Below are 26,001 nucleotides of genomic sequence, written 5' to 3'. Positions count from 1 at the left end.
TTGAGCGACGCCCCGGGTCAGCTCGCCGAGCGCCTGGCGACGGCCGCGACGGCCCTCGCCACGCGTCTCGGCGCCACCGCGCTCCCGCAACCGCTGGACGCGTACGACGACCCGCTCGCCGAGCTGCGGCGGGCGCGGGCGTCGCTGCCCGAGGGCGGCCGGCTGGTCGTCGCGATGGCCAACGGGGCGACGGCGGACTCGGTGGTGCTGCACCTGCGCAGCGACCCTGCCCAGGCGTCGTACGTCCGTCCCGGCCCGGGTCACGTCCACGGGTACGCGACCGGTTTCAAGCTCCTGCTCGAGGCCGGCTTCTCCCCCGACATCGTCGAGACCCTCATCGGCGAGGTCGACCCGGCCCTCCTCGACGCCGCCACCCCGCTGCTGCAGCACCTGCGGGTCGACGTCGCCCGGGCGGCCCACCACCTGGGGGCCGAGGGTTACCTGTACGTCGCCGACCCGGTCACCGACGTGCCGGACACCGGCGCCGAGGCGGTCCGCGACCAGCGCCCGGTGAGCTTCGTCGCGTGCGTCAACGACGACCGCCAGCTGGCCCACAACCTGCTGGCCTCGCCGGTCTTCGGCCCCGACAGCCCCCACCAGCTGCTCACCTACCGGGGCATGACGAGCGCCGCGGAGGGCCTCAACCGCGGCCTCCACGAGGCCGAGCACGACCTGGTGGTGATGATCCAGCAGGACATCTACGTGCCCTCCTGGTGGCCCGAGCGCCTGGTCCGGCAGTGGGAGCTGGCCTCGGCCGGTGGCACACCGCCGGCGCTCGCCGGGCCGTTCGGCGTGCGCTACCGCGAGGGCGGTCGCGAGCACGTGGGCCACGTCGTCGACCGCGACCACCTGCTGCGGATGCCGCGCGAGCTGCCGGCGCGCGTGGACGGCCTCGACGAGCTGGTGCTGATCGTGCCGCGGGACACCGACCTGCGGGTCGAGCCGCGGGTCGGGTGGCACCTCTACGGCACCGACCTCGCCCTGACCGTGCACGAGGCGGGCGGCTGGACGGCGGTCCTCGACCTCCCCTGCCACCACAACTCGCTGTACCACGAGCTCGACGAGAGCTACCGCCACTCCGAGGCCATGCTGGCCACCAAGTGGACCCGGGAGCTGCCGGTCGTCACCAACACCTCCACGATCGAGGAGGACCCGCGCGACGCCCGGGTGCGCGACCTGGAGGAGTTCGTGGCACGCGGTCACGAGGAGCACGTGCGGATGAGCGAGGCCATCGACGTGGCGAAGGTCGAGATCGACCGCCTGCACCGGGAGCTGGCCCACGCGACCGAGCAGATCACGGCCACCCGCGAGCGCAACGCCAAGCTCCGCAGCCGGCTGCGGGAGTCCTGAGCAGCCTCAGCGGGACGCGCGCAGCACCTTCGCGCCCCAGGCGGCGAACACGCCACCGAGCAGCACGTTGACGACGATCAGGACCGAGTGGGCGATCCAGTAGCCGGCCGGACGGTCCTCGCCGGCCGCGTGGGCGGCGTACAGGTTCTTGGTGAACATCCCCCAGGTGAAGAAGCTCCAGACGGCCACCCCGACCAGGAACACCCCGTGCTTGCGGGTCATCTGCATGCTCACTTCCTCCTCCTGGTGACGGCGACGAGCGCCAGCATGGTCGCGGCGCCTGCCGCGAAGGCCCCGGTGGGACCGAGTGCTCCCGTGGACGGCCCGGCGGACGCGAGCGTGGGACTGTGCTCGACCGCTTGGCGCAGGTCGATCTGCGGACCCTCCACGTCGCCCTCGCGCCACGCGTCGCGCTCGCGCTGCTCGCGCGCGGCCGGCGACGTGTGGGCCCACGCCGCGGCGAGGACCACGACCCGCGAGAAGTAGTTCATCCACACGACGAGGATGAGCGCGATCCCGAAGGCCTGGGCGGCCGGCTGGTCCTTGGTGCCGGCGAGCAGGAAGGTCGAGAGCTGCTTGAGCACCTCGAAGGCCAGCGCACCGAGCAGCGCGCCGGACCACAGCGAGCGGGCCGGGACCGGGGGCGCGGCGAGGACCCGGAAGAAGGCGAAGAAGAGCACCGTGCTGGCCACCAGGCCCAGTGCGAGGCCGATCACCCACACCACGGGCTCCACGCCCGCGCCCAGCTCGAAGAACTCCAGGATCGGCTTCGCCAGCTTGGTCGCCACCCCTGAGACCGCCACGCTCAGGAGCAGCACGGTGCCCAGCGTCACGAGGGCGAGGATGTCGCGGAGCTTGCCCCAGACGAAGTTGGGCTGCTCCTTGTCCGGCTCCTCGAAGATCGCGACGAGCGCGGCCCGCATCCCCGACAGCCAGCCGAGGCCGGAGTAGAGCGCGACGAGCAGGCCGACGCTGACGATCCCCGGCACCGAGCCCTGGAGGGTGTCGATGCTCAGCTCCCCCGGCCCGTTGCCGACGATGCCGGGCAGCACGTCGTCGATGGCGGTCACGAGGTCACGCTCGGCGTTGGGGTAGGCGGCGGACACGAACCCGACCACGGCGAAGGCGAGCGCGACGATCGGGAAGAAGGACAGGAACGCGAAGTAGGTCACGGCCGCGGCGAGCGCGCTGCCGTTGACGCTGCCGTAGTGCTGGAAGGTCCGCACGAGGTGGTCGAGCAGGGACCAGCGCTCCCGGGCGGACTCGATGCGTTGCTTGGCCGAGTCGAGGCGTGACATGCGGACTCCCGAGATCAGGCGGTGGGCTGCAGGGCGAACTCCCGGGTGGGCTGCCACCCCGCACCCTCGTCGTGGACGTAGAGCGAGAAGGCGCCGGCGGTGAACTCGCACTCGAAGTCCGAGAGCTCCGCGAAGGCCCGGTCGAGCTGTGCGTCGCCCAGGTGGTGGGCGACGGTCACGTGCGGGTGGAACGGGAAGTGCAGGTCCATCGCGAGCGGACCACGGCGTACGGCATCCGCCAGCAGCTCCACCTCGGAGATGCCCTCGACCAGCGTCACGAAGACGACGGGCGACACGGGGCGGAAGGTGCCGGTGCCGCGCAGGTGGATCCGGAAGGCCGCGAGCCCGGACGCCGCCTCGCCGAGGTGGGCCTCGACGGCGGGCAGGTCCTCGGCGGGGACCTCGACCGGCGGGATCAGCGTGATGTGGGTGGGGATCTGCGTCGCGGTGACGTCGCCCACGGAGGTGCGGTAGTCCTGGAGCTGCGTCGCCCACGGCTCGGGGATAGCCACTGCCACACCGATGGTCACCACGGCTCCGACCCTAACGGCCCATCCCGTTCGCGTCCGCACGGCCCCGGTTCATAGACTCCCCGGGTGACCGAGTCCTACCAGGCAGCCCTCGCCCGCAGCGCCGAGCTCGACAAGCTCCTCGACACCGACCCCGGCTCGCTGCGCATGCTGACCGGCGACCGCCCGACCGGCGCCCTGCACATCGGGCACTACTTCGCCTCGATCCGCAACCGGGTCCGGCTCCAGCAGCGCGGTGCGGAGATCTGGCAGCTCGTGGCGGACTACCAGGTGATCACCGACCGCGAGGCGCTCGGCGACGTCGCCGGCAACGTGCGGGGCCTGGTCATCGACAACATCGCCGCCGGCCTCGACCCCGAGCGGGCGACGATCTTCACGCACTCCTCGGTCCCGGCCCTCAACCAGCTGATGCTGCCCTTCCTCAGCCTCGTCAGCGTGGCCGAGCTCCAGCGCAACCCCACCGTCAAGGACGAGGCGGCCACGGCCGGCATCACCTCGATCGGCGGGCTGCTGCTGACCTACCCGGTCCACCAGGCGGCCGACATCCTGTTCTGCAAGGCCAACGTCGTGCCGGTCGGTCGCGACCAGCTGCCGCACCTCGAGCAGACCCGCGTCATCGCCCGCCGGTTCAACGACCGCTACGGCAAGACCTTCCCCGAGCCCGGTGCGCTGCTGTCCGAGGCGACGCTGATCCTGGGCACCGACGGCACCAAGATGAGCAAGTCCAAGGGAAACGTCATCGAGCTGCGGATGAGCGCCGACGAGACGGCGAAGAAGATCAAGGGCGCCAAGACCGACTCCGACCGGGTCATCACCTACGACCCCGACGACCGTCCCGAGGTCGCCAACCTGCTGCTGCTCATCTCGCTGTGCGAGGGCACCGCCCCCGAGGCGGTCGCCGAGGAGATCGGCGACGGGGGCGGCGGTGCGCTCAAGAAGCGGCTCACCGACGCCGTCAACACCGAGCTCGAGCCGCTGCGGGCGCGACGGGCCGAGCTCGAGAAGGACCCGGCGTACGTCGCCGAGATCCTGCGCCGCGGCAACGCGCGCGCCAACGAGGTCGCCGAGCAGACGCTGGACGAGGTCCGCGAGCGGATGGGCATGGTCTACACCTGAGGCCGCGGGTGTGACCTCGGTCACGTGATGCTGGTCACGACATGTGACTGCTGAGTAACCTGCCTGTCCATGACAGCCCGCGCTCTCGGAGCCCTCGTCGCGTCCCTGTCCGCCTCCCTGCTGGCCACGGCCCTCGTCGCCGCCCCGGCCGTCTCGGCTGAGGTGTCGGCGGTGGACGAGCCACCACGCCCCGCCTTCTACGAGGCGCCGGCGACGCTGCCGGCCGCCAACGGGGCCGTCATCCGCTCCGAGAAGCTCGGCTTCCTGCTCGACCCCCTCGACGCCACCAGCCTGGTCCGCAACGCGACCCGGGTGCTCTACCGCACGACCAACCGCGCCGGCGAGGCCATCGCGGCCAGCGGCACCGTCCTGGTGCCCGACGCGCCGTGGATCGGCCTCGGGAGCCGCCCGGTGATCGGCTACGCGCCGGGCACCCAGGGGATGGGCGACCGGTGCGCCCCGTCGCGGCAGTTCTCGGAAGGCATCGAGTACGAGGGCCTCGTCATGGAGGGCCTCCTGCAGCGCGGCTACGCGATCGCGATGCCCGACTACGAGGGCCTGGGCACCGAGGGCGTGCACACCTACATGGATCGCGTCTCGCAGGGCCGGGCCACCCTCGATGCGGTGCGCGCCGCGCAGCGGCTGACCGGCACCGGCCTGTCGGCCAGCAGCCCGGTCGGGCTGCAGGGCTACTCCCAGGGCGGCGGCGCCGCGGCCGCGGCGGTGGAGCTGGCGCCGACCTACGCCCCCGACCTGCGACTCAAGGGCGCGGCCGTGGGCGCCGTGCCGGCCGACCTCGACGCGGTGGCGCGCAACCTCGACGGCGGACCGTTCTCCGCGTTCGCCTTCTTCGCCCTCCGCGGCCTCTCGGCGAGCTACGACATCGACCTCGACCCGTACCTCAACGCCACCGGGCGCGCGACGATGGACGCCGTCGAGCAGGACTGCGTCTTCGACCTGCTCGACCACGCCTTCGTGCGCTCCGAGACGCTGAGCGCCGACGGGCGGCCGATGTCGGAGCTGATGGGGCAGGAGCCCTTCCGCTCGGTGATCGCGGCGCAGCGGATCGGCACGACCAGGCCCACGGTGCCGGTGCTGGTCAGCCACTCCACCCTCGACGACACAATCCCCTTCGCGGTCGGCAAGGCGATGGCGAAGGCGTGGTGCGACAAGGGGGCCAACGTGCGCTTCTCGGCCAACGTGGCACCGCTGCACGTCGGCGGCATCGTCCCGTTCGCCGCGGAGGCCCAGCTCTTCTGGGAGGCCCGGTTCTCCGGGCTCCCCCAGGTGAGCGGCTGCTGGCTGCTCTGAGCCGCGGTCAGGCGGTCCAGGCGACGCTCTCGATGACGTGGTCGGCCCAGGGGTTGATGCCCACCAGCTCGCCGCGGCGCGAGATCAGCTCGACCACGTCGTGCGTACGCCGGTCGCGCAGCTGTCGCCGGCGCTCCAGCTCGGTGTCGTCGCGGTGTCCGTGCTCCTGCTGCTCGATCATCGAGGCCTCCCCAGGGTCTGGTCGTGTGGGCGGCCCGGGTCTCGGGCGGCGCCGTACGACCATCCTCGGCCGGGAGTGCTAACGGACCGTTGTGCCCGTGTTACGGGCAGGTTCCGGTTTCGCCGACGCGTGTCATCCGGCGTCACCGGCCGTTCACCGGACGGTCAGGAACGGCCGCGGCGGTGCAGGGCGGCGGAGACCAGGAGCACCACGAGGCCGCCGAGGCTCAGCGCGACCCCCACCAGCGCGGGGGCGCGGTAGCCGGCGCCGGCCGCGATGACGAGACCGCCCAGCCACGCGCCGAGGGCGTTGGCGACGTTGAGCGACGCGTGGTTCATCGCCGCGCCGAGCGTCTGCGCGTCCCCGGCGACGTCCATCAGGCGCAGCTGCAGGTTGACCACCAGCACGGAGCCCAGTGCCGTGATCAGGAAGACGACGGGCAGCGCGGCCCAGCCGTACGGCGCCAGCAACCAGAAGAGCAGCAGGGACAGCGCCATCCCGACCGAGCCGATGAGCAGCGAGCGGAAGATCGACCAGTCGGCCATCACCCCGGCCAGCCAGGTGCCCGCGACCATGCCGAGCCCGAAGCCCAGCAGGAAGACCGGCACGGCGGCCTCGGAGAGCCCGCCCACGTCGGTGACGGTGGGGGCGATGTAGGAGTAGACGGCGAACATGCCGCCGAAGCCGATCGCTCCGGCCAGCAGGGTCAGCCACACCTGCGGCAGCGTGAACGCGCGCAGCTCCCGGCGCCCCGAGGCGTCCTTGTCCCCGGCGACCGAGGGCACGTAGAGCGCGACCAGGGCCAGCGTGACCACCCCCATCGCCGTCACCGCCCAGAACGCCGAGCGCCAGCCGAGGTTCTGGCCCATCCACGTCGCAGCCGGCACGCCCACCACGTTGGCCACGCTCAGCCCGAGCATCACCGACGCCACCGCACGACCCTTGCGGGCCGGGCTCGCGAGGCTCGCCACCACGAGCGACGCGACGCCGAAGTAGGCGCCGTGGGGCAGGCCGGCGGCAAAGCGGGCCGCCATCAGCGCGCCGTACGACGTCGCGAGCGCGCTCGCCGCGTTGCCCACCGCGAAGGCGGCCATCAGCGCCAGCAGCAGCGCCCGGCGCGGCAGCCGGGCACCGAGGAAGGCCAGCAGCGGGGCCCCGACGACGACGCCGAGCGCGTAGGCGGAGATCACGTGGCCACCGGTCGGGATGGAGACGCCGACGCCGGCGGCGATCTGGGGCAGCAGGCCCATCGTCACGAACTCGGTCGTGCCGATCGCGAAGCCGCCCATGGCCAGGGCCAGCACGGCGAGCGCGAAGTGGGGGGTCCGGACGGCGGGCGTGTGGTCGACGGGGGTGTCAGCGGTGGTCGTCATGGGTGGCACCTATTCTCCAAGCCCCCGTGGCGTCGGCCTATTCCACGCCGCGCGGCCGTACTCTCGGCCGGTGCCACACCTCACACCCCGCCCGTCAGGCACCCCGCCGTACTGGGAGCCGGGCACCCGCATCGTCTGGCGGTACGGCGAGCCCGACGCGCCGCACTTCGCCGGCACGCTCACCGTCGTGCGCGACGACGCCGACGGCCTGGTCGCGTGGCTGGCGCGGGACACGCCGATGCTCGTGGTGGAACGCGCGGACGGCCGGCCGGGCCGCTCGGACCCGGCCACGATGTTCACCGCCGAGCGGGTGCAGGGCACGGCCCGGTGGCAGGGCTACGACGTGCTCCGCGTCGCCCCCACCGGCAGGGCGTGGTCGGTGTGGGTCTTCTTCACACCGGAGGGCGAGCACGTGGGCTGGTACGTCAACCTCGAGGACCCGCACCGGCGCGACGCCGGCACGGTCTACAGCAGCGACCACGTGCTCGACCTGTGGGTGGAGCCGGACCGCACCCGCGAGCGCAAGGACGAGGACGAGCTGGTGCTGGCCCTGGAGCAGGGCCGCTACACCGAGGAGGAGGTGCGGCGGATCGAGCGGGCCGCCCGCGAGGCGGAGGCGGTCATCGACGCGTGGGGACCGCCGTTCTGCGACGGCTGGGAGGACTTCAGGCCCGATCCGCGGTGGGGCGTGCCGGAGCTGCCACCCGACGCTCACTGAGCGCCTCGTCGCGCAGGATGTCGAAGGCCTCGTAGAGCAGCTCGTTGACCAGCCGGTAGGTGCACAGGATCCCGGCCGCGACCACCACCGGCGACAGGTCGAGGGCCAGCGCACACCGGGTCAGCAGCTCGCCGGCCGGCAGGGCCCACCCGCGGCCGAACTCGTGCGGCTGCCAGCCCGCGGCCAGCAGCCCGGCCTGGGCGTCCCCGGCGCTCGCGGCCATGAGCGCGACGCACATCAGCGCGAAGCGCCAGCCGAAGGCGCCACCGAGCCCGTCGCGCCACCGGTCGCGCCGACGCCAGGTGCTGGCGACGAACCCGACCGACGAGCTCGCCAGCGTCAGGGCCACGACCCCGAGCGTGGTGGCGTCCCACGTCACGTGCCGGAACGTGTACAGCGCCAGCACCAGGCCGAGGACCAGCCCGCCCAGGAGCATCGCCCCCACCAGCTTGAGACCGTCCCAGCCGGGAACGAGGCCGCCGGGCAGGGCGACGAGGAGCAGCACGTAGGCGACGACCAGCTCGAGGAAGTAGACGAGCACCAGGTCGCCGACCTCCAGCCGGCCGGTCCACACGAGCACCAGCGGCAGCAGGTTGCCCACCGCGATGCCGACCAGCCCGCTCCACCGCGAGGGGGCCGGCATCAGCGCACCACCTCGGCGCCCAGCACCTCGAGCGGGTCGTCGATCTGGGCGTCCTCGCGGGTGCCGAGCTCGCACTCCACGGGGACCGTCCGGCTGCGGCCGGTCGCGTAGGTCGTGACGGTCGCGTCGAAGCGCACCGTCGCCTCCCCCACGAACTCGGCGTCGGTCTCCCCCGTCACCGACCAGCCACCCCGCGTGCCCGACAGGGCGGTCTGCCCGCAGGCACGCAGGGTGTCGTCGGCCAGCATCCGGTCGTGCCAGGACAGCGACGCGCTGGCTCCGGCGAAGAACCAGAGCATCACGACGTTGACCACGACCAGGGCCCCGAGGACCTGGCGTGCACGTCGCATCAGAGCGTCGCGAGCGCCTCGTTGAGCGTGGCGGACGGGCGCATGACCTTCTCGGCCAGCGCGTCGTCCGGCTCGTAGTAGCCACCGATGTCGGCCGGGCGGCCCTGCACCGCGAGGAGCTCGTCGACGATCTTCTGCTCGTTGTCGCGCAGCGTCGTCGCCAGCGCGCCGAAGGCGGCCGCGAGGTCCGTGTCGTCGGTCTGCTTGGCGAGCTCCTCGGCCCAGTAGAGGCCGAGGTAGAAGTGCGAGCCGCGGTTGTCGATCGTGCCGAGCCTGCGACCCGGCGAGCGGTCCTCGTTGAGGAACGTCTCGGTGGCCCGGTCGAGGGTCTCGCCCAGGATCCTGGCCCGCGGGTTGTCGTCGTACCCGGCGAGGTGCTCCAGGCTCGCGGCGAGCGCGAAGAACTCGCCCAGGCTGTCCCAGCGCAGGTAGTTCTCCTTGACCAGCTGCTGCACGTGCTTGGGCGCCGAGCCGCCGGCGCCGGTCTCGAAGAGGCCGCCGCCGTTCATCAGCGGGACGACCGAGAGCATCTTGGCGCTCGTGCCGAGCTCGAGGATCGGGAACAGGTCGGTGTTGTAGTCGCGCAGCACGTTGCCGGTCACCGAGATGGTGTCCTCGCCCTTGCGGATCCGCTCGAGGCTGTAGGCCGTCGCCTCGGCCGGCGTCATGACCTCGAGGGTCAGGCCCTCGGTGTCGTGCTCGGGCAGGTAGGCCTCGACCTTGGCGATGAGGTTGGCGTCGTGGGCGCGGTCGGCGTCCAGCCAGAAGATCGCGGGCACGCCGGTCGCGCGGGCGCGGGTGACGGCGAGCTTGACCCAGTCGCGGATGGGCTCGTCCTTGGTCTGGCAGGCCCGCCAGATGTCGCCCGGCTCCACGTCGTGGGAGATGAGCACGTCGCCGGCGGCGTTGCGGACCTCGACGCGGCCCGCGGCGGGGACCTCGAAGGTCTTGTCGTGGGAGCCGTACTCCTCGGCCGCCTTGGCCATGAGGCCGACGTTGGGCACCGAGCCCATGGTCGAGGGGTCGAAGGCGCCGTGGGCGCGGCAGTCGTCGATGACGGTCTGGTAGACCGAGGCGTACGACGAGTCGGGGATCACCGCGAGGGTGTCCTGCTCGGCGCCGTCGGCGTTCCACATGTGGCCCGAGGTGCGGATCATGGCCGGCATGGAGGCGTCGACGATGACGTCGGAGGGCACGTGCAGGTTGGTGATGCCCTTGTCGGAGTCCACCATCGCGAGGTCCGGACCCTCGGCGATGCCCTGCTCGACGGCCGTGCGGATCGCCGCGCCGTCGGGGAGCTTGTCGGTGGCGGCCAGCAGGGCGCCGAGGCCGTCGTTGGGGCTGATGCCCGCGGCGGCGAGCTGCTCGCCGTACTGCTCGAAGAGCGTGGGGAAGAACGCCTGCACGACGTGGCCGAAGATGATCGGGTCCGAGACCTTCATCATCGTGGCCTTGAGGTGCACCGAGAAGAGCACGTCCTCGGCCTTGGCACGGGCGACCTGCTCGGTGAGGAAGCGGCGCAGCGCGGCGACGCGCATCACGGTGCCGTCGACGACCTCGCCGGCCAGCACCGGGATCGACTCCTTGAGGACCGTCTCGGTGCCGTCGGTCGCCACGTGCACGATCGCGAGGGTGTCGTCGCCGTCGAGCACGACCGACAGCTCGTTGTGGCGGAAGTCGTCGGCGCCCATGGTGGCGACGTTGGTCCGGCTGTCGCTGCTCCAGGCGCCCATCGAGTGCGGGTGGGCCTTGGCGTAGTTCTTGACGCTTGCGGGCGCGCGGCGATCGGAGTTGCCCTCGCGCAGGACCGGGTTGACCGCGGATCCCTTGACCTTGTCGTACTTGGCGCGGGCGTCCTTCTCCTCGTCCGTCTGCGGGTTCTCCGGGTAGTCGGGGAGGTCGTAGCCCTTGGCCTGCAGCTCGGCGACCGCGGCCTTGAGCTGCGGGATGGAGGCCGAGATGTTGGGCAGCTTGATGATGTTGGCCTCGGGCTTCGTGGCCAGCTCGCCGAGCTCGGCGAGGGCGTCGTCGAGGCGCTGCTCGTCGGTGAGCCGGTCGGGGAACTGGGCGATGATGCGCCCGGCGAGGGAGATGTCGCGCGTCTCGACCTCCACGCCAGCCGTCCGCGCGTAGGCGGACACGATGGGCAGCAGGGAGTACGTCGCCAGCATGGGCGCTTCGTCGGTGTGGGTGTAGATGATCTTGGCCATGGGTGCGACGGCTCCTGGTGTGGTCGACAGCGGTGATCGGGTTGATCGACTGGGTACGACGATCAGGCAAACTAACTTGACGTCAAGATACCTGACCGCGGGACCCGCCCAACCCTCGCACCCACCGCCCGGGCATCGCTAGAGTGCACGCAGTTCCCACGGGGGTGGGCACATCGCTTCCGAGGAAGGCCTGGAATGACCGAGATCGTCGAGGACACGCCCACCACCGGCCAGAAGTTCGCCGCCGAGATGCTGGGCACCTTCGTGCTCGTGTTCTTCGGCGTCGGCGCCGCGCTGATGAGCGGGGGCGACTACCTCACGACGGGCCTCACCTTCGGCCTCACCGTGGTCGTGATGGCCTACGCCGTCGGCCGCGTGTCCGGTGGCCACTTCAACCCCGCCATCACGGTCGGAGCCGCCTTCGGCGGTCGCCTCCCGTGGAGCGCCACCCCGATCTACGTCGGCGCCCAGCTGCTGGGCGGCCTCATCGCCGGCGCGCTGCTGTTCGCGCTCATGCACGGGTTCGACGGCTACACGGCCGAGGGCAACATCGGCGCCAACTCGTTCGGCGACCAGGGCAGCGGCTACGCCATGTGGGCGGCGTTCCTGCTCGAGATGCTGCTCACCTGCGTCTTCCTGTACGTCGTCCTGGGCGTCACCGACGCCCGCAACGAGTTCCAGGCCTTCATGGGCCCGCTGGCCATCGGCCTCTCGCTGGCGATGATCCACTTCGCCTCGATGGGCGCCACCGGCACCTCGGTCAACCCGGCACGCTCGATCGGCGTGGGCGTCTTCGGTGGCACCGACGCGATCCTCCAGCTGTGGCTGTTCATCGTGGCCCCGCTCGTGGGCGCCGTCCTCGCGGGACTCACCTACCCCCTGGTCTTCGGCCACGGCAGCGAGCCGGTCCCCGGCTCGGGCCTGTCCTTCGGCGGTGGACGCACGCAGCAGGGCATGTACGCCCCGCCGAGCGGCTACGAGCAGCAGTGGAACCAGGGCCAGCAGGGGATGTACCCGCCCCAGGGCGGCTACGAGCAGCAGTGGAACCAGGGCCAGCCCGTTCCCCCGTCCCAGCCCGCGCCCCCGCAGCAGTGGGGCCCGCCGGCGCCGCAGCAGCCGCAGCCCGGCCAGTGGGGCCAGCCGGCCCCCCAGCAGGGCGTCCCGCCGCAGGGCCAGCCGCAGCAGTGGGGGCAACCGCTGCCCGACGACGGCGAGGACGGCCGCACCCAGGTGCGTCGCCCCGACTGAGCCTCACCCGCGGGTGAGGTCCACCAGCTCGAGGTCGCCCTCCTGGCCCTCCCGGAGCACCAGGCCGATCCCGCGGGCGAAGAACGCCTCGCTGGTGACGCCCGGCTCGAGGCCGGAGGTGTCCTCGACCTGCACCAGCGAGTCGAGGACGTCGTACGACGTGGTGCGCTGTGCGTCGAGGGACAGCACCCGCCGCTCGTCCTCGGCGACGCCCGGGGCCAGCTCCTGGGCGAAGCCGTCGCCGACGCGCGGGGTCGCGGGCATCACCACACCCGCCTGCGCTCCCGCCTCACCGGCCACCCACGTGCCCTCCTCGCCGAGGAGCCAGACGTTGCCCTCCCGGTCCTGGGCGTACCACGCGGTCGACTCCTCGACGGTGCGACCGCCGGCCCCGCGCTCGGTCGTCGCGACCGCCGTGGCCCCGATCCCGGCGACCGGCTCGGTGCCGGTCACCGCGACCACGACGGTGCCGCCGTCCGGGGTCTCGTAGGTCCACTCGCTGCCGGGCGCCAGGGGGAACCACGGGTTGTCCACCCCGTCCACGAAGTCGGCCGGGTCGGGGCGCGGGGTGGGGACCACGAGGCCGTCGATCCCGGCGGGCGGCGCGGTGCTCGGCGCCCCGACGCCGCAGCCCGTCCCGAGCAGGACGACCGCCGACAGGGTGAGCGGCAGCCGCACCGCCGCACGGCGTCGCGGCGCGGGAGGGGGGCCTGCGGGCATGGCGCCAGCATGCCCGACCGTGGGTCAGCCCTGTGGCCGCGGGGGGAGCCTGCGCTGCTAGCGTCAGCGGCGGACCAGACCTCGTCACACATTCCCAGGAGTCGTCGTGAGCACCACACCCCTCAAGGTCGCCGTCACCGGCGCCGCCGGCCAGATCGGCTACAGCCTGCTCTTCCGCCTCGCCGCCGGTGCGCTCGGCGACCGTCCGGTCGAGCTCCGCCTGCTCGAGATCGAGCCGGCCCTGCCGGCCCTCGAGGGCGTCGTGATGGAGCTCGACGACTGCGCCTTCCCGCTGCTCGCCGGCGTCGAGATCGGCGCCGACCCGGCGGCCATCTTCGACGGGGTCAACGCCGCGATGCTCGTGGGCGCCATGCCCCGCAAGGACGGCATGGACCGCGCCGACCTGCTCGCCGCCAACGGCAAGATCTTCACCGGCCAGGGCAAGGCGCTCAACGACAACGCGGCCGACGACGTCAAGGTCCTCGTCACCGGCAACCCGGCCAACACCAACGCCCTCATCGCGATGAGCAACGCCCCCGACATCCCGCGCGAGCGCTTCAACGCGCTGACCCGCCTCGACCACAACCGCGCGAAGACGCAGCTGGCGAAGAAGCTCGGCGTCTCCGTCACCGAGATCGAGAACCTCGCGATCTGGGGCAACCACGACGACTCGATGTACCCCGACCTGTTCAACACCCGTGTCGGTGGCCGCTCGGCCGCCGAGCAGGTCGACGAGGCCTGGATCACCGACGAGTACATCCCCACCGTCGCCACCCGCGGCGGCGCGATCATCAAGGCCCGCGGCGCCTCCTCGGCCGCCTCGGCCGCCAACGCCACGATCGACCACATGCACGACTGGCTCAACGGCACCTCGGAGTGGGTCTCGATGTCGGTCCCGTCGGACGGCTCCTACGGCGTCACCGAGGGCATCGTCTCCTCGTTCCCGTGCACGGTGAGCGACGGCGCCTGGTCCATCGTCCAGGGCATCGACCTCAACGACTTCTCCAAGGAGCGCATCCGTGCCTCGGTCGCGCGCCTCGAGAGCGAGCGCGACCAGGTCAAGGAGCTCGGCCTCATCTGATCCAGGCCGCGTCGAAACCCGATCCCCGACCGGCCCGGTCAGATGCCCGGCTGGTCGGGGATCGAGCCGGCGAGGAAGATCAGGGCCGCACCGAGGCCGGCGAGCATCAGCACGTCGAAGGCCTTGAAGCGGACCGCGAGCATGCCGGCGTCGCGGTTGGACAGCAGGAGGCGCACCAGGGCCCCGAGGAGCAGCGCCCCGCCGAAGACGCGGATGCCGGTGCGCCACTCCCCCGCGACGACGACCCCCACGCCGACGACGCAGGCCGCGAGGACGAGCAGGTAGAACGCCCCGCCGATCGTCGAGGGATAGCGGCGCTCCTCCTCGGCCCCCGGATCGGGGTGGGTGCCGTCGACGAGCTCCTCGGCCGACACCGCCGGCACGCTCTCCGGGGGTGCGATGCGCGGCTCGCGCGGCTCGTCGGCCTCGTCGCTCACCTCAGGCCCCGACGGACTTCTCGGCCATGGCGACGATGTTGGTGAGCAGCATCGCGCGGGTCATCGGACCCACGCCCCCGGGGTTGGGCGAGACCCACCCGGCGGTCTCCCACACGTCGTCGGCGACGTCGCCGGCGATCTTGCCGTCGACCCGCGACACCCCCACGTCGAGCACCGCGGCGCCCGGCTTGACCATGTCGGCGGTGATGATGCCGGGGACCCCGGCGGCGGCCACCACGATGTCGGCGTTGCGCACGTGGGCGGCCAGGTCGCGGGTGCCGGTGTGGCACAGGATCGCGGTGGCGTTCTCCGAGCGGCGGGTGAGCAACAGCCCCAGCGGGCGCCCGACGGTGAGCCCGCGCCCGACCACCACGACCTCGGCGCCGGCGATCTCGACGCCGTGGCGGCGCAGCAGCTCGAGGCAGCCGACGGGCGTGCAGGGCAGCGGGCCGTCCTCGCCGAGCACGAGCCGGCCGAGGTTCTCCGGGTGCAGGCCGTCGACGTCCTTGCGGGGGTCGACGCGCGAGAGCAGCCGGAACTCGTCGAGGCCGGTGGGCTGCTGGACGATGAAGCCGGTGACGGCCGGGTCGGCGTTGAGGCGGTCGATGAGCTCCTCGACCTCCTCCTGCGTGGCGGTCGCGGGCAGGTCGTGGCGGAAGGACGCGATCCCGATCTTGGCGCAGTCCTTGTGCTTGGCCCCGACGTACCACTGGTTGCCCGGGTCGTCGCCGACCATCACGGTCGCGAGGCCGGGGGTGACGCCGCGCTCCTTGAGCGCGGTCACCCGCTCGGCCAGCTCGGCCATGATGGTGGCCAGGGTCGTCTTGCCGTCGAGCGTCTGTGCAGTCACGTGCTCATCCAATCAGTCGCTGGCGGGTCGCCGGGGTCAGTGGAAGAAGTGCCGGGCGCCGGCGAAGTACATGGTGAGCCCGGCCTTCTCGGCCGCCTCGATGACCTCGTTGTCGCGCATCGACCCGCCGGGCTGGACGATCGCGCGCACGCCGGCGTCGATGAGGATCTGCGGGCCGTCGGCGAACGGGAAGAACGCGTCGGACGCGGCCACGGAGCCGGCGGCCCGGTCCCCGGCGCGCTCGACCGCGAGGCGGCACGAGTCGACCCGGTTGACCTGGCCCATGCCGATGCCGACCGAGGCGCCGTCGCGGGCGAGCAGGATGGCGTTGGACTTGACCGAGCGGCAGGCGCGCCACGCGAACGCGAGGTCGGCCAGCACGTCGTCGTCGACCGGCTGGCCGGTGGCCAGGCGCCACGAGGACGGGTCGTCGCCTCCCCCGTGCTCGCCGCCCTCGACCGTCGCGTCGATGACGTCGCGCTGCTGGAGGAGCAGGCCACCGGAGATGGCGCGCATCTCGGCGCCGCCGGGCGCGAGGGGCGCCGCCTCGAGGATGCGGATGTTCTTCTTGGCGGCCAGGACCTCGAGGGCCCCGTCCTCGTAGCCGGGGGCCACGACCACCTCGGTGAAGATCCCGGCGACCTGCTCGGCCATGGCCACCGACACCGGGACGTTGGTGGCGATCACGCCGCCGAAGGCCGACACCGGGTCGCAGTCGTGGGCCCGGCGGTGGGCCTCGGCGACGTCGGCGCCGACGGCGATGCCGCAGGGGTTGGCGTGCTTGATGATCGCGACCGCCGGCCGGTCGAAGTCGTACGCCGCACGGCGGGCCGCGTCGGCGTCGACGTAGTTGTTGTAGGACATCTCCTTGCCGTGGTGCTGGGTGGCCTGGGCCAGTCCCGGCCCCTCGGGCAGGAAGCCGTTGGCGTAGAGCGCGGCCGACTGGTGCGGGTTCTCGCCGTAGCGCAGCACCGCCTGCTGGTCCCACGTGGCGCCCATCCAGGCCGGGAAGCCCGACCCGCCGGAGGTGTCGGTGAGCACGTTGCCCATCCAGCTCGCCACGTGCACGTCGTACGTCGCGGTGTGGACGAACGCCTCGGCGGCCAGCCCCCGGCGCTCGGCGAGCGTGAAGCCGCCGGCGCCCACGGCGCGCAGGACGTCGTCGTACCTCTCGGGCGAGGTGACGATGGCGACGCTGGGGTGGTTCTTGGCCGCAGCGCGGACCATCGAGGGCCCGCCGATGTCGATCTGCTCGACGCACTCGTCGGGCGAGGCGCCCGACGCGACCGTCTGGGTGAAGGGGTAGAGGTTGGAGACGACGAGGTCGAAGGGCTCGACCTCGAGCTCCGCGAGCTGCCGCACGTGGGACTCCAGGCGCCGGTCCGCCAGGATCCCGGCGTGCACCCGCGGGTGCAGCGTCTTGACGCGACCGTCGAGGCACTCGGGGAAGCCGGTGAGGTCCTCGACCCGGGTGACAGGCAGGCCGAGCGACTCGATCAGGGCGGCGGACCCGCCGGTGGAGACGAGCTCCACGCCGGCGTCGTGCAGCCCGCGCACGAGGACGTCGAGACCGGTCTTGTCGTAGACCGAGACGAGGGCGCGGCGGACCGGGACCTGGTCATGGACGAGTGCGGGTTCGGACACGGGGACTCCTGAGGTCGAGCGGTGGAGGCGAGCACCCAGGCGGTCGATGCTCTGCGCGGTTCACTCCCCGGTGGTCGCCCACCTGCGCCAGTCGTGTGGTCCCAGACTAGAGGAACCCGGGCCCGTCAGCCGAGCCGCACCCGGCGTCCGTCGAGGCTCCAGCCGTCGCGGGCCATCCGTCCGACGGTGTCCACCAGCATCGTCCGCTCGGCGACCTTGATCCGCTCGTGGAGGGTCGTCGAGGTGTCGTCGTCGAGGACGGGCACGGTCGTCTGGGCGATGATCGGGCCGGTGTCGACCCCGTCGTCGACGACGAACAAGGTGGCGCCGGTGACCTTCACGCCGTACTCCAGCGCGTCGGCCGGACCCGTCGTGCCGGGGAAGGCCGGGCACAGCGCCGGGTGGGTGTTGACCACCCGGCCGGGGAAGCGGGCGAGGAACTCGGTCCCGACGAGCTTCATGAAGCCCGCCAGCACCACGACGTCGGGCTCGAAGGCCGCGACGGTGTCGGCGAGCGCCCGGTCCCAGTGGTCGCGCGAGGAGAAGTGGCCGAGCCTCTTGACGAAGGTCGGGACGCCCGCCCGGTCGGCGCGGGCCAGACCCTCGATGTCGTCGCGGTCGGCGCCCACGGCCACCACCCTCGCGCCGTACGACGGGTCGGCGCAGGCGTCGAGGAGCGCCTGCAGGTTGGTGCCGGAGCCGGAGACGAGGACGACGAGGCGGGCGGTCACCCGGCGGAGTCTAGGGCGACCTGCTCGGCGTGGCGGCGCTGCCACCACGTCATGAGAAGCCCGCCGACGAGGCCACCGATGCCGAAGGCCGTGATGGCGTGCACGAGGACGTCGGGGACGAACGGTCCCACGAACCGCATCCGGCCCGGACCGGCCGCTCCCCCCGACACCGACGCGAGCACGGCGAAGGCGATGCCCGCGACGATGCCGCCACCGCAGCCCCGCAGCGCACCGTGGTCCCAGCGCAGCGTGGGCCGGCGGCGCTGCCACCAGGCCACCGCGAGCGCGGCGACGACCGGCGGCAGCGCGATGAGCGAGGCCACCCAGGGCGCGGTGGCACCGGCGCCGGGAAGCGCCGCCAGCAGCGGCAGCAGGGGCAGCGGACCGAGCACGACGAGGCCGGGCGAGACCATGGTCGCGCCGCCGACCGCGAACCCGGGACCGAGCAGGAAGGACCCGGAGAACAGCACGGCGTTGGGCGCGAGGCCGACGTTGACGAGGGAGTAGACGATCGCGTCGCCGGCCGAGAGGTGCAGCTGCGACATCATCGTGGCCGCCTCCCCCGCCCCCAGCAGCAGCGCGGCGACGAAGGCCAGCGCGGAGGCCGCGAGGAACCAGCCCAGCACGGACAGGGCGGCCCCGACGCCGTCGCGCACGACCGGCGGTGCGAGGGCGGCCCAGATGGCGGCGCGCCCCGAGCCGACGGCGATCGCGGGGGCGGCGACGACCAGGGTGAGAAGCAGGCTCCACCACACGACGCGCGCCGTGGAGGGGGCCGCGTCCACCGACGCCGCCACCGACGCGACCACCACGGCCACGACGGCGTACCCCACGAAGAAGAGGGAAACGGCGGCCGGCACGGTGAAGTCCCGCTCGCCGTCGGCGATCCGGTCGGCGTCCGGCCCGTGGCCGGACACCGCGTCCCCGACCCGGTGGCCGAGGCGCCACACGGTCCAGGCGGACATCGCGGTCACCCCGAGGGGCACGACGCCGACCGTCGCGCCCTGCACGGTCACCCCGGAGCCGTGTCCCATGAGCCACGCCATCGCGCCGATGCGCATGCCCGCGCTCGGCGTGCCGTGGGCGCCGGCGTCGGCGGCGAACCAGCCGATGACCCCGACCGCGGCCAGCACGAGCAGGGGCGCCAGCGCGGCCGCGACGCCCCCGAGGGAGGCGACCAGGGCGAGCGGCCGGACGTGTCGCGCATCCCCGGGACGCGGCGTCGTACGGGCGGACGGACCCGCACCCGTGGCGCGAGGAGGGAGCAAGGAGGTCATGGCCCGACCATCATCACCCCGGCCCGCACGACGTCCGCGGAGGCCACGCCGGGTGTGCGCGAACGCCCTCCCCTCCCGTACCGTGGAGCGGCCATGAGGAGCCCTGACGCGTTCGACGCCTTCTACGCCGGCTCGCGCGACCGTCTCCTGCTCGAGACGTACGCGCTGACCGGTGACGTGCCGGCGTCGCGCACCGCCGTGCGCGACGCCTTCGCCGTCGCCTGGCAGCGCTGGCGCACGGTGAGCCGCCTCGACGACCAGGAGGGCTGGGTCCGGCCGCTCGCGCATGGTCGGGCGCAGCGCCGGCACACGGTCCGCCCGTGGCACCGTGAGAAGGGCCTCGACGACGAGGTCGCGGCCACCCTCGACGCGCTGTCCGACCTCGGCACGCTGGAGCGCAAGGCGCTCGTGCTCACCACGCTGTCCCCGTTGCCGCTGGACGAGATCGCCCGGACCCTGGGCGTCCCGCGCCGCGAGGCGGAGCGGGCGCTGCAGAGCGGCACATCGCGGTTCTCGGTCGCCCGGGGCGTGCCGAGCACCCACGTACGCCGGCTGCTCGAGGACCTGCGCGGCCCGCTCGAGGGCGAGCGCTGGCCGCGGGCCACGATCGTGCGCCGCCAGGGCACCGCCCGCCGGCGGACCCACACGGTCGTCGGTGTCGGCGGCGCCGTCGCCGCGCTGCTGGTCTCCGGGACGGTGGTCGCGTCCGGCGGCGCCGAGCCGAGCACCCTGGAGCGCGAGCCGACCACCACCGGCATCACCACGAGCGAGGTCGAGGAGGCCGCCCCGCCGGCCCTCGACGAGGCGTCGCTCCTCGAGGCCGACCAGCTGGACCGCTACGGCCGCCGGCTCTCGTGGAGCGAGGAGTCGACCACGACCAACCTCGAGGGCGACGGCCTCGTGGTGCCCTGCCAGCTCGAGCGCTTCGCCGACCCGGCGGGGACCGGCGCCCTGGTGCGCACCTTCGAGGGCTCCGAGCGCGTCGTACGCACCACGAAGTCCGAGGGCGGGAGGGCCCGGGGCAAGGCCCGCCAGCGCCGGGTGGAGCAGGTGCAGTCGACGGTGACCGAGGTCGTCGAGCTCTCGGCCGACACCGAGCGGGCCGCCGCGGCCTGGGACACCGCCCTGCGCTGGTACGCCGGGTGCCAGGACCCGCGCACCCAGCTGCTCGCCACGCACCGTGTCGCCCGCGTCGGCGACGAGGCCGTGGTGCTCTCGTTGCGCAGCTGGGCGAGGCAGCCGAGCGGCATCAGCATCGCGCTCGCCCGCACCGGGCAGGCCGTGGTCACCACCGTGGTGCAGTCCCGGGGCGCAGCCCCCGACGCCCGCACGGCCGCCACCGGCCTCGCGGCGTCGGTCAACGCGCTGTGCGGGAGCCCCGGCACCGGCACGTGCGCCGGTCCCCCGCGGACCGCACCCGTCCCGCCGTACCCGGTCGGTCGCCCCGCCGGCATGCTGGCCGAGCTCGACCTCCCGCCCGTCACCCGGGCCGTGGGCCCCTGGGTGGGCACGGACCCGGAGCCGGCGCGGACCAACTTCGCGTCCACCCGCTGCGACAACACGCGCTTCGACGCCAAGGGCCTCGCACACAACATGACCCGCACGTTCCTCTTCCCGGCCAACCGCAAGGTCGACACCTTCGGGCTGACCCAGACGGTCGCGACGATGCCCGAGAAGCGGGCCCGCCAGTTCGTCGGTGAGGTGCGGGACCGGATCCGCCGCTGCGGACAGGCCAACCTCGGCACCAGCGTCGAGGCGATCGTCCAGCGCACGCGCGGCGACCGCGAGATCACCGTCTGGGACCTCGACATCGAGATCTCCGACTCCCGCTCGGTGGAGTTCCTGATGGCGATCATGCGCGACGGCAAGGCGGTCTCCCAGCTCGGCTTCACCCCCGACGACGGGATGACGATGACCCGCGCCGACTTCATCGCCGTGGCCGACCGCGCCCTCGACCGGCTCAGCGACCTCCCCAGCGCCGGCTGACCGCCGGTCCGGTCCACGGCAACTTCGCGGCGCCCGTCCGCGTCCCACCCCCGACACGTCACTCGACGAGGGGGTCCCGATGCCCGGCTCAGCCCGCCGCTTCGCCACGCTGCCGCTGGTCGCGCTGATCGCGCTGATCGCGGGCTGCGGCTCGACGTCGGGGACGGCCGATGCCGACCCGGCGCCCGCCCCGGCGGCGGGCCCGATCGCCTCGACCACACCGGCGACACCGTCCGCACCGGCCCCGACCACGGTGCCGGAGGGCTTCCCCATCACCGAGGGCATGCCGTCCGACGACACCGGCGGCCCGATCACCGCCGGTCCCGACGGCGTCGGGATGCGGGTGCTCGACTTCTGCGGCACCCGGCCCCTGCGTGGACTGGCGACGACCGACCGCGTCACCGCGGCGTCCAGCGGACCGGAGTACTCCTCGACCCGCGACCTGATGGTCTTCGCCACCGCGGAGCAGCCCGCCGCGCTGGCCGCCGAGGCGCTGGCCGCCGCCCGGGCGTGCCCCGTCGAGGAGTCCGGCCCCGGCAGCGAGCTCCTCACGGAGGTCCGCCCGTCCGCCGCCGGCCCGAAGGGCGCGACCGTGGTCCACACCTACGCCACCGACGGCCGGGTCGGCCTCGGCGCGGAGATCATCGAGGTGGTGCCGCGAGGCACCGCCCTGCTCGTCACCTCGGCGTACGCCGAGTGGACGCCGGGCCCGATCCTCGACGACGGCATCACCGCCGACCTCGAGGCCCTCACCCCCGTGCTGGACGCGATGGCCGCCTTCGGGGAGCCGGTGCCGTCACCGGAGATCCCCGCCGCCTTCCCGCTGGACCTCGACCTGCCCCCAGAGGACGGCGACCACGACGTCGTCGCTCCCTCCCCCGAGGCGGACGGGGTCGGCGAGGTCGAGGTGTGCGGCTCGACGCTCTGGCCGGTCGGCCCGACGCAGGCGCGGCTCGCGACCAACGCCTACGGCCCCGAGCACGTGGACGCCCGCGACCTGGTCGTGCTGGCCGACGCCGACGCGGCCTCGACCGTGGTCCGCCGGGCGAGCGACCTCGTCGAGGCGTGCTCCGACGCCCCCGCCCACCAGGTGTGGACCCTGCACGACGCCGACACGGGCCACGACTCGGTGACCTTCAGCCTCACGTGGGACGACGGGCCGGGCGCCTCGGTCTTCCAGCTCACCCGGGTGGGCCGCGCGCTGCTCCTCACCCACGTGTACGGCGAGGGGTCGCTCGACGCCCTCGGCCCGACCGTGCGGGACCGCAGCGCCCTGACGCGGGCGATCGCCCCGGCGATGTGCGCCTTCACCGCCGACGGCTGCTGAGCGGCGTACCGGCCCCGGACGTCGAACGGCCCGGCAGGTGTGCCTGCCGGGCCGTACGACGAAGCTGTGCGGATCAGAGAGCCTGGAGGATCTCCCGCATGAGCGCGGCGGTCTCGGACGGCGTCTTGCCGACCTTGACCCCGGCGGCCTCGAGGGCCTCCTTCTTGGCCTGCGCGGTGCCGGACGAGCCGGACACGATCGCGCCGGCGTGGCCCATCGTCTTGCCCTCGGGAGCCGTGAAGCCCGCGACGTAGCCGACGACCGGCTTGGTCACGTGGTCCTTGATGTAGGCCGCGGCCCGCTCCTCGGCGTCGCCACCGATCTCGCCGATCATCACGATCGCCTTGGTCTCCGGGTCGTTCTCGAAGGCCTCGAGGGCGTCGATGTGGGTGGTGCCCACGATCGGGTCGCCGCCGATGCCGATGGCGGTCGAGAAGCCGAAGTCCTTGAGCTCGAACATCATCTGGTAGGTCAGCGTGCCCGACTTGGACACGAGGCCGACCGGGCCCTTGCCCGCGATGGTGTGCGGGGTGATGCCGGCCAGGGACTCCTCGGGCGTGATGATGCCCGGGCAGTTGGGACCGATCATCCGGGTGGACTTGCCCTGCAGGTAGGACCACACCTCGGCGGTGTCCTGGACCGGCACGCCCTCGGTGATGACCACCAGCAGGCCGATGCCGGCGTCGATGGCCTCGATGCAGGCGTCCTTGGTGAACGCCGGCGGCACGAAGACCACGCTGACGTCGGCACCGGTCTCGGCCATCGCCTCCTTGACGTTGCCGAAGACCGGGAGGTCCTTGCCGCCGAGCTCGACGGTGGTGCCGGCCTTGCGGGCGTTGACACCGCCGACGATCTGCGAGCCGGCGTCGAGCATGAGGGTGGTGTGCTTGGAGCCCATCCCACCGGTCATGCCCTGGACGATGATCTTGCTGTCCTTGTTCAGGTAGATCGACATTGCTTCTCTTTCTCCGTCTCTCAGGCCTGGTGGGCGAGCTCGGCGGCCTTGTCGGCCGCGCCGTCCATGGTGTCGACCTGGGTGACCAGCGGGTGGTCCAGCTCGTTGAGGATGCGGCGGCCCTCCTCGACGTTGTTGCCGTCGAGGCGCACGACGAGCGGCTTGGTGGCCTCGTCGCCGAGGATCTCCAGGGCGCCCTTGATGCCGTTGGCGACCTCGTCGCAGGCGGTGATGCCGCCGAAGACGTTCACGAAGACGCTCTTGACCTGCGCGTCGTGGATGATCACGTCGAGACCGTCGGCCATCACCTGGGCGTTGGCGCCGCCCCCGATGTCGAGGAAGTTGGCGGGCTTGACCCCGCCGTGCGCCTCACCGGCGTAGGCGACCACGTCGAGGGTCGACATGACCAGGCCCGCGCCGTTGCCGATGATGCCGACCTCGCCGTCGAGCTTGACGTAGTTGAGGCCCTTGTCCTTGGCCTTCGCCTCGAGCGGGTCGGCCTCCTCGCGGATCTCGAAGGCCTTGTGGTCCTCGTGGCGGAACTCGGCGTTCTCGTCGAGCGAGACCTTGCCGTCGAGGGCCTCGAGCTTGTCGCCGGTCAGGCGGGCGAGGGGGTTGACCTCGACCAGCGTGGCGTCCTCCTCGACGAAGACGTTCCACAGCTGCTGGATCATCGTGACGGCCTGCTCGAAGACGGGCTCGGGGAACGCCGCCTCGGTGGCGATCTCGCGGGCCTTGGCCTCGTCGACGCCGGTGCCCGGGTCGATGGCGATCTGCTTGACGGCGTCGGGGTTGGTCTTGGCGACCTCCTCGATCTCCACACCGCCCTCGACGCTGGCAATGCACAGGTAGGAGCGGTTGGAGCGGTCCAGCAGGAAGGAGAAGTAGTACTCCTCCTCGATCGACGCACCGGGGACCACGAGCACCCGGTTGACCGGGAGCCCCTTGATCTCCAGGGCGAGGATCGCGCGGGCGGCCTCCTCGGCCTCCTCCGGCGACTTGGCGACCTTGACGCCGCCGGCCTTGCCGCGACCTCCGGCCTTCACCTGGGCCTTGACGACCACGACGCCACCGATCTCCTCCGCGGCCGCGCGAGCGTCCTCGGGGGTCTCCACGGTCTTGCCGAGGGCGCCTGCCACTCCGTGCTTGGCGAAGAGCTCCTTCGCCTGGTACTCCATCAAGTCCACGACGTACCCGTTCCTTCTCGTCTGCGTAATAGTCCGGGATTTCCTCTCGGCACCCTAGACCTGTCAGCCGGGTCACATCGAGGTCGGGCGCCGTGGCCCTGCTCACGCCGCCGATACGTTGGGCGCCATGTCTTCGGTGATGTGGTTCCGACGCGACCTGAGGGTCCGCGACCAGCCCGCCCTGCGCGCAGCCCTCGCGGAGGGGCCCGCGGCGGCGCTGTTCGTCGTCGACCCGCGGCTGTGGGAGCGGGCCGGCGACCCGCGCCGCGCGTGGCTGGCTGGCACGCTGCGTGCCCTCGACGAGCGCCTCGGCGGCCGGCTCGTGGTCCGGTACGGCGACCCCGTCGAGGTCGTGCCGCGGGTCGCGCGCGAGGTGGAGGCGTCGAGCGTGCACGTCTCGGCCGAGACCACGCCGTACGGACGCCGACGCGACGCGGCCGTCGAGGAGGCGCTGGGCGAGATCTCCTGGCAGGCCACCGGGTCGCCGTACGCCGTGGGGCCGGGGCGCGTCCTCAACGGCTCCGGCGGGCCCTACCAGGTGTTCACGCCCTTCGCGAAGGCCTGGCGCGCGCACGGCTGGGTCGAGCCCGCGCCCACCCCCCGCGACCCCGACCTGGTCGCCCTCGACTCCGACGACCGGGCCACGCGCCTGCTCGACGATGCGGCCGACACCGGCCCGGAGGGCATGCCGACGCCGGGCGAGGACGCCGCCTGGCGTCGCTGGCGGCACTTCCGCGACGACCTGCTGGCCGACTACGACACCGACCGGGACCGCCCGGGAGTCGACGGCACCTCGCGCCTCTCCCCCTACCTGCACCTCGGCGTCGTGCACCCGAGGTCGCTTCTCGCGGACATCTCCGACCTCCGCGGCACGGGCGCGCACACCTTCGAGACCGAGCTCGCGTGGCGCGAGTTCTACGCCGACGTGCTGTGGCACCACCCCGACTCCGCCTGGGCCGACCTCAAGCCCGCCCTGTCGGGCATGCGGTACGACGAGCCCGAGGACGCGATCGAGGCCTGGCGCACCGGCACCACCGGCTTCCCGATCGTCGACGCCGGGATGCGCCAGCTGCTGCACGAGGGCTGGATGCACAACCGGGTGCGGATGATCACCGCGAGCTTCCTGACCAAGGACCTGCACGTGTGGTGGCCGGTCGGCGCGCGGCACTTCCTCGACCACCTCGTCGACGGCGACGTCGCCTCCAACAACCACGGGTGGCAGTGGGTGGCCGGCACGGGCACCGACGCGTCGCCGTACTTCCGCGTCTTCAACCCGATCACCCAGGGCACCAGGTTCGACCCGGGCGGCGACTACGTGCGTCGGTGGGTCCCGGAGCTGGCCCACCTGCCCGGCGCGCTCGCGCACGAGCCGTGGAAGTCCGACGTGGGCTACGAGAAGGACTACCCGCTGCGCATCGTCGACCACGCCGAGGAGCGCAAGGAGGCGCTCGAGCGGTACGGCGCGGTGCGCGACTGAG

25 protein-coding genes and 1 riboswitch are annotated in these 26,001 nt (G+C 72.8%); of the genes, 9 read left to right on the top strand and 16 right to left on the bottom strand.

Features of this window, described 5'->3' with window-relative positions; translation table 11 throughout:
* Positions 1–1,350: a hypothetical protein gene (locus tag ASG94_RS14870; protein ID WP_056927189.1), complete on the top strand. Its 1,350-nt coding sequence runs from the start codon at positions 1–3 to the stop codon at positions 1,348–1,350.
* Positions 1,351–1,356: 6 nt separating this feature from the next.
* Here the strand turns inward: ASG94_RS14870 and ASG94_RS14865 are convergent, their stop codons facing one another.
* From ASG94_RS14865 to ASG94_RS14855, 3 genes are read right to left on the bottom strand one after another with little or no spacing between them, the layout of a single operon-like run.
* Complete coding sequence (locus tag ASG94_RS14865) at positions 1,357–1,578, bottom strand: SCO4848 family membrane protein (RefSeq protein WP_056927188.1); 222 nt, start codon at positions 1,576–1,578, stop codon at positions 1,357–1,359.
* A 2-nt stretch (positions 1,579–1,580) separates the two neighbouring features.
* Positions 1,581–2,648, bottom strand: a complete 1,068-nt coding sequence (locus ASG94_RS14860) for a YihY/virulence factor BrkB family protein (RefSeq protein WP_056927187.1) — start codon at positions 2,646–2,648, stop codon at positions 1,581–1,583.
* A gap of 14 nt (positions 2,649–2,662) precedes the next feature.
* Complete coding sequence (locus ASG94_RS14855; protein WP_056927186.1) at positions 2,663–3,181, bottom strand: 2'-5' RNA ligase family protein; 519 nt, start codon at positions 3,179–3,181, stop codon at positions 2,663–2,665.
* A gap of 63 nt (positions 3,182–3,244) precedes the next feature.
* Between ASG94_RS14855 and trpS the strand changes: the two genes are divergently transcribed.
* Together trpS and ASG94_RS14845 are read left to right on the top strand one after the other, a co-directional pair.
* Complete coding sequence (gene trpS / locus ASG94_RS14850; protein WP_056927185.1) at positions 3,245–4,294, top strand: tryptophan--tRNA ligase; 1,050 nt, start codon at positions 3,245–3,247, stop codon at positions 4,292–4,294.
* A 69-nt stretch (positions 4,295–4,363) separates the two neighbouring features.
* Positions 4,364–5,605, top strand: coding sequence for a lipase family protein (locus ASG94_RS14845; RefSeq protein WP_056927184.1), 1,242 nt, complete (start codon positions 4,364–4,366; stop codon positions 5,603–5,605).
* 7 nt (positions 5,606–5,612) lie between these two features.
* Here ASG94_RS14845 and ASG94_RS21740 read toward each other — a convergent pair whose 3' ends face one another.
* Both ASG94_RS21740 and ASG94_RS14840 read right to left on the bottom strand, forming a co-directional pair.
* Positions 5,613–5,786, bottom strand: a complete 174-nt coding sequence (locus ASG94_RS21740) for a hypothetical protein (RefSeq protein WP_156411590.1) — start codon at positions 5,784–5,786, stop codon at positions 5,613–5,615.
* Between the two features lie 164 nt (positions 5,787–5,950).
* The gene (locus ASG94_RS14840; protein ID WP_056927183.1) at positions 5,951–7,159 is read right to left on the bottom strand and encodes an MFS transporter; all 1,209 of its coding nucleotides are present in this window, start codon (positions 7,157–7,159) and stop codon (positions 5,951–5,953) included.
* A gap of 70 nt (positions 7,160–7,229) precedes the next feature.
* Between ASG94_RS14840 and ASG94_RS14835 the strand changes: the two genes are divergently transcribed.
* Entirely contained in the window at positions 7,230–7,877 is a 648-nt protein-coding gene (locus ASG94_RS14835) for a DUF402 domain-containing protein (RefSeq protein WP_056927182.1), read from the top strand.
* Here ASG94_RS14835 and ASG94_RS14830 read toward each other — a convergent pair.
* Genes ASG94_RS14830 through ASG94_RS14820 form a run of 3 tightly spaced genes read right to left on the bottom strand, consistent with a single transcriptional unit; the run spans position 7,825 to position 11,080 of the window.
* The gene (locus tag ASG94_RS14830; protein WP_056927181.1) at positions 7,825–8,520 is read right to left on the bottom strand and encodes a DUF6498-containing protein; all 696 of its coding nucleotides are present in this window, start codon (positions 8,518–8,520) and stop codon (positions 7,825–7,827) included. The two genes, ASG94_RS14835 and ASG94_RS14830, sit on opposite strands and share 53 nt — an antisense overlap.
* Positions 8,520–8,870 carry a hypothetical protein gene (locus ASG94_RS14825; protein WP_056927180.1) on the bottom strand — a complete coding sequence of 117 codons (351 nt, stop codon included), beginning with the start codon at positions 8,868–8,870 and terminating at the stop codon, positions 8,520–8,522. The genes ASG94_RS14830 and ASG94_RS14825 overlap by 1 nt, the downstream gene beginning before the upstream one ends.
* Complete coding sequence (locus ASG94_RS14820; protein WP_056927179.1) at positions 8,870–11,080, bottom strand: NADP-dependent isocitrate dehydrogenase; 2,211 nt, start codon at positions 11,078–11,080, stop codon at positions 8,870–8,872. The genes ASG94_RS14825 and ASG94_RS14820 overlap by 1 nt, the downstream gene beginning before the upstream one ends.
* Positions 11,081–11,275: 195 nt before the next feature.
* Here ASG94_RS14820 and ASG94_RS14815 point away from each other — a divergent pair, with 195 nt between their 5' ends.
* Entirely contained in the window at positions 11,276–12,328 is a 1,053-nt protein-coding gene (locus ASG94_RS14815) for an MIP/aquaporin family protein (protein WP_082624203.1), read from the top strand.
* A 3-nt stretch (positions 12,329–12,331) separates the two neighbouring features.
* Here the strand turns inward: ASG94_RS14815 and ASG94_RS14810 are convergent, their stop codons facing one another.
* Positions 12,332–13,048, bottom strand: coding sequence for a hypothetical protein (locus ASG94_RS14810; protein ID WP_156411589.1), 717 nt, complete (start codon positions 13,046–13,048; stop codon positions 12,332–12,334).
* Positions 13,049–13,154: 106 nt separating this feature from the next.
* Here ASG94_RS14810 and ASG94_RS14805 point away from each other — a divergent pair, with 106 nt between their 5' ends.
* On the top strand, positions 13,155–14,129 hold the full coding sequence (locus ASG94_RS14805) for a malate dehydrogenase (RefSeq protein WP_056927177.1): 975 nt from the start codon (positions 13,155–13,157) through the stop codon (positions 14,127–14,129).
* A 38-nt stretch (positions 14,130–14,167) separates the two neighbouring features.
* Here the strand turns inward: ASG94_RS14805 and ASG94_RS14800 are convergent, their stop codons facing one another.
* The 5 genes from ASG94_RS14800 to ASG94_RS14780 form a co-directional block, all read right to left on the bottom strand.
* The gene (locus ASG94_RS14800; protein WP_056927176.1) at positions 14,168–14,566 is read right to left on the bottom strand and encodes a DUF3017 domain-containing protein; all 399 of its coding nucleotides are present in this window, start codon (positions 14,564–14,566) and stop codon (positions 14,168–14,170) included.
* 1 nt (position 14,567) lies between these two features.
* Positions 14,568–15,416, bottom strand: a complete 849-nt coding sequence (locus ASG94_RS14795) for a bifunctional methylenetetrahydrofolate dehydrogenase/methenyltetrahydrofolate cyclohydrolase (RefSeq protein ID WP_056927175.1) — start codon at positions 15,414–15,416, stop codon at positions 14,568–14,570.
* Between the two features lie 36 nt (positions 15,417–15,452).
* The gene (gene purH, locus ASG94_RS14790; protein ID WP_056927174.1) at positions 15,453–17,060 is read right to left on the bottom strand and encodes a bifunctional phosphoribosylaminoimidazolecarboxamide formyltransferase/IMP cyclohydrolase; all 1,608 of its coding nucleotides are present in this window, start codon (positions 17,058–17,060) and stop codon (positions 15,453–15,455) included.
* A gap of 26 nt (positions 17,061–17,086) precedes the next feature.
* A riboswitch (ZMP/ZTP riboswitch) is annotated at positions 17,087–17,165 on the bottom strand.
* Between the two features lie 20 nt (positions 17,166–17,185).
* The gene (gene purN / locus ASG94_RS14785; protein WP_056927173.1) at positions 17,186–17,791 is read right to left on the bottom strand and encodes a phosphoribosylglycinamide formyltransferase; all 606 of its coding nucleotides are present in this window, start codon (positions 17,789–17,791) and stop codon (positions 17,186–17,188) included.
* Positions 17,788–19,068, bottom strand: coding sequence for a cell division protein PerM (locus ASG94_RS14780; protein WP_056927172.1), 1,281 nt, complete (start codon positions 19,066–19,068; stop codon positions 17,788–17,790). Before ASG94_RS14780 ends, purN begins: the two co-directional genes overlap by 4 nt.
* Before the next feature lie 93 nt (positions 19,069–19,161).
* Here ASG94_RS14780 and ASG94_RS14775 point away from each other — a divergent pair, with 93 nt between their 5' ends.
* Both ASG94_RS14775 and ASG94_RS14770 read left to right on the top strand, forming a co-directional pair.
* On the top strand, positions 19,162–21,054 hold the full coding sequence (locus ASG94_RS14775) for a hypothetical protein (protein WP_056927171.1): 1,893 nt from the start codon (positions 19,162–19,164) through the stop codon (positions 21,052–21,054).
* 79 nt (positions 21,055–21,133) lie between these two features.
* On the top strand, positions 21,134–22,381 hold the full coding sequence (locus tag ASG94_RS14770; RefSeq protein WP_056927170.1) for a hypothetical protein: 1,248 nt from the start codon (positions 21,134–21,136) through the stop codon (positions 22,379–22,381).
* A 73-nt stretch (positions 22,382–22,454) separates the two neighbouring features.
* On the opposite strand, the gene sucD is transcribed toward ASG94_RS14770, so the two are convergent.
* Together sucD and sucC are read right to left on the bottom strand one after the other, a co-directional pair.
* Positions 22,455–23,336, bottom strand: coding sequence for a succinate--CoA ligase subunit alpha (sucD, locus tag ASG94_RS14765; protein WP_056927169.1), 882 nt, complete (start codon positions 23,334–23,336; stop codon positions 22,455–22,457).
* 20 nt (positions 23,337–23,356) lie between these two features.
* The gene (gene sucC / locus ASG94_RS14760; protein ID WP_056927168.1) at positions 23,357–24,523 is read right to left on the bottom strand and encodes an ADP-forming succinate--CoA ligase subunit beta; all 1,167 of its coding nucleotides are present in this window, start codon (positions 24,521–24,523) and stop codon (positions 23,357–23,359) included.
* A 127-nt stretch (positions 24,524–24,650) separates the two neighbouring features.
* On the opposite strand from sucC, the gene ASG94_RS14755 reads away from it, so the two are divergent.
* Positions 24,651–26,000 carry a cryptochrome/photolyase family protein gene (locus ASG94_RS14755; protein ID WP_056927303.1) on the top strand — a complete coding sequence of 450 codons (1,350 nt, stop codon included), beginning with the start codon at positions 24,651–24,653 and terminating at the stop codon, positions 25,998–26,000.
* Position 26,001 lies beyond the last annotated feature (1 nt).

The sequence above is a fragment of the Nocardioides sp. Soil805 genome (genome assembly GCF_001429625.1).
In the GTDB taxonomy this organism is placed as follows: Bacteria; Actinomycetota; Actinomycetes; order Propionibacteriales; family Nocardioidaceae; genus Nocardioides.
This window is presented reverse-complemented; position numbering and strand designations above follow the sequence as displayed.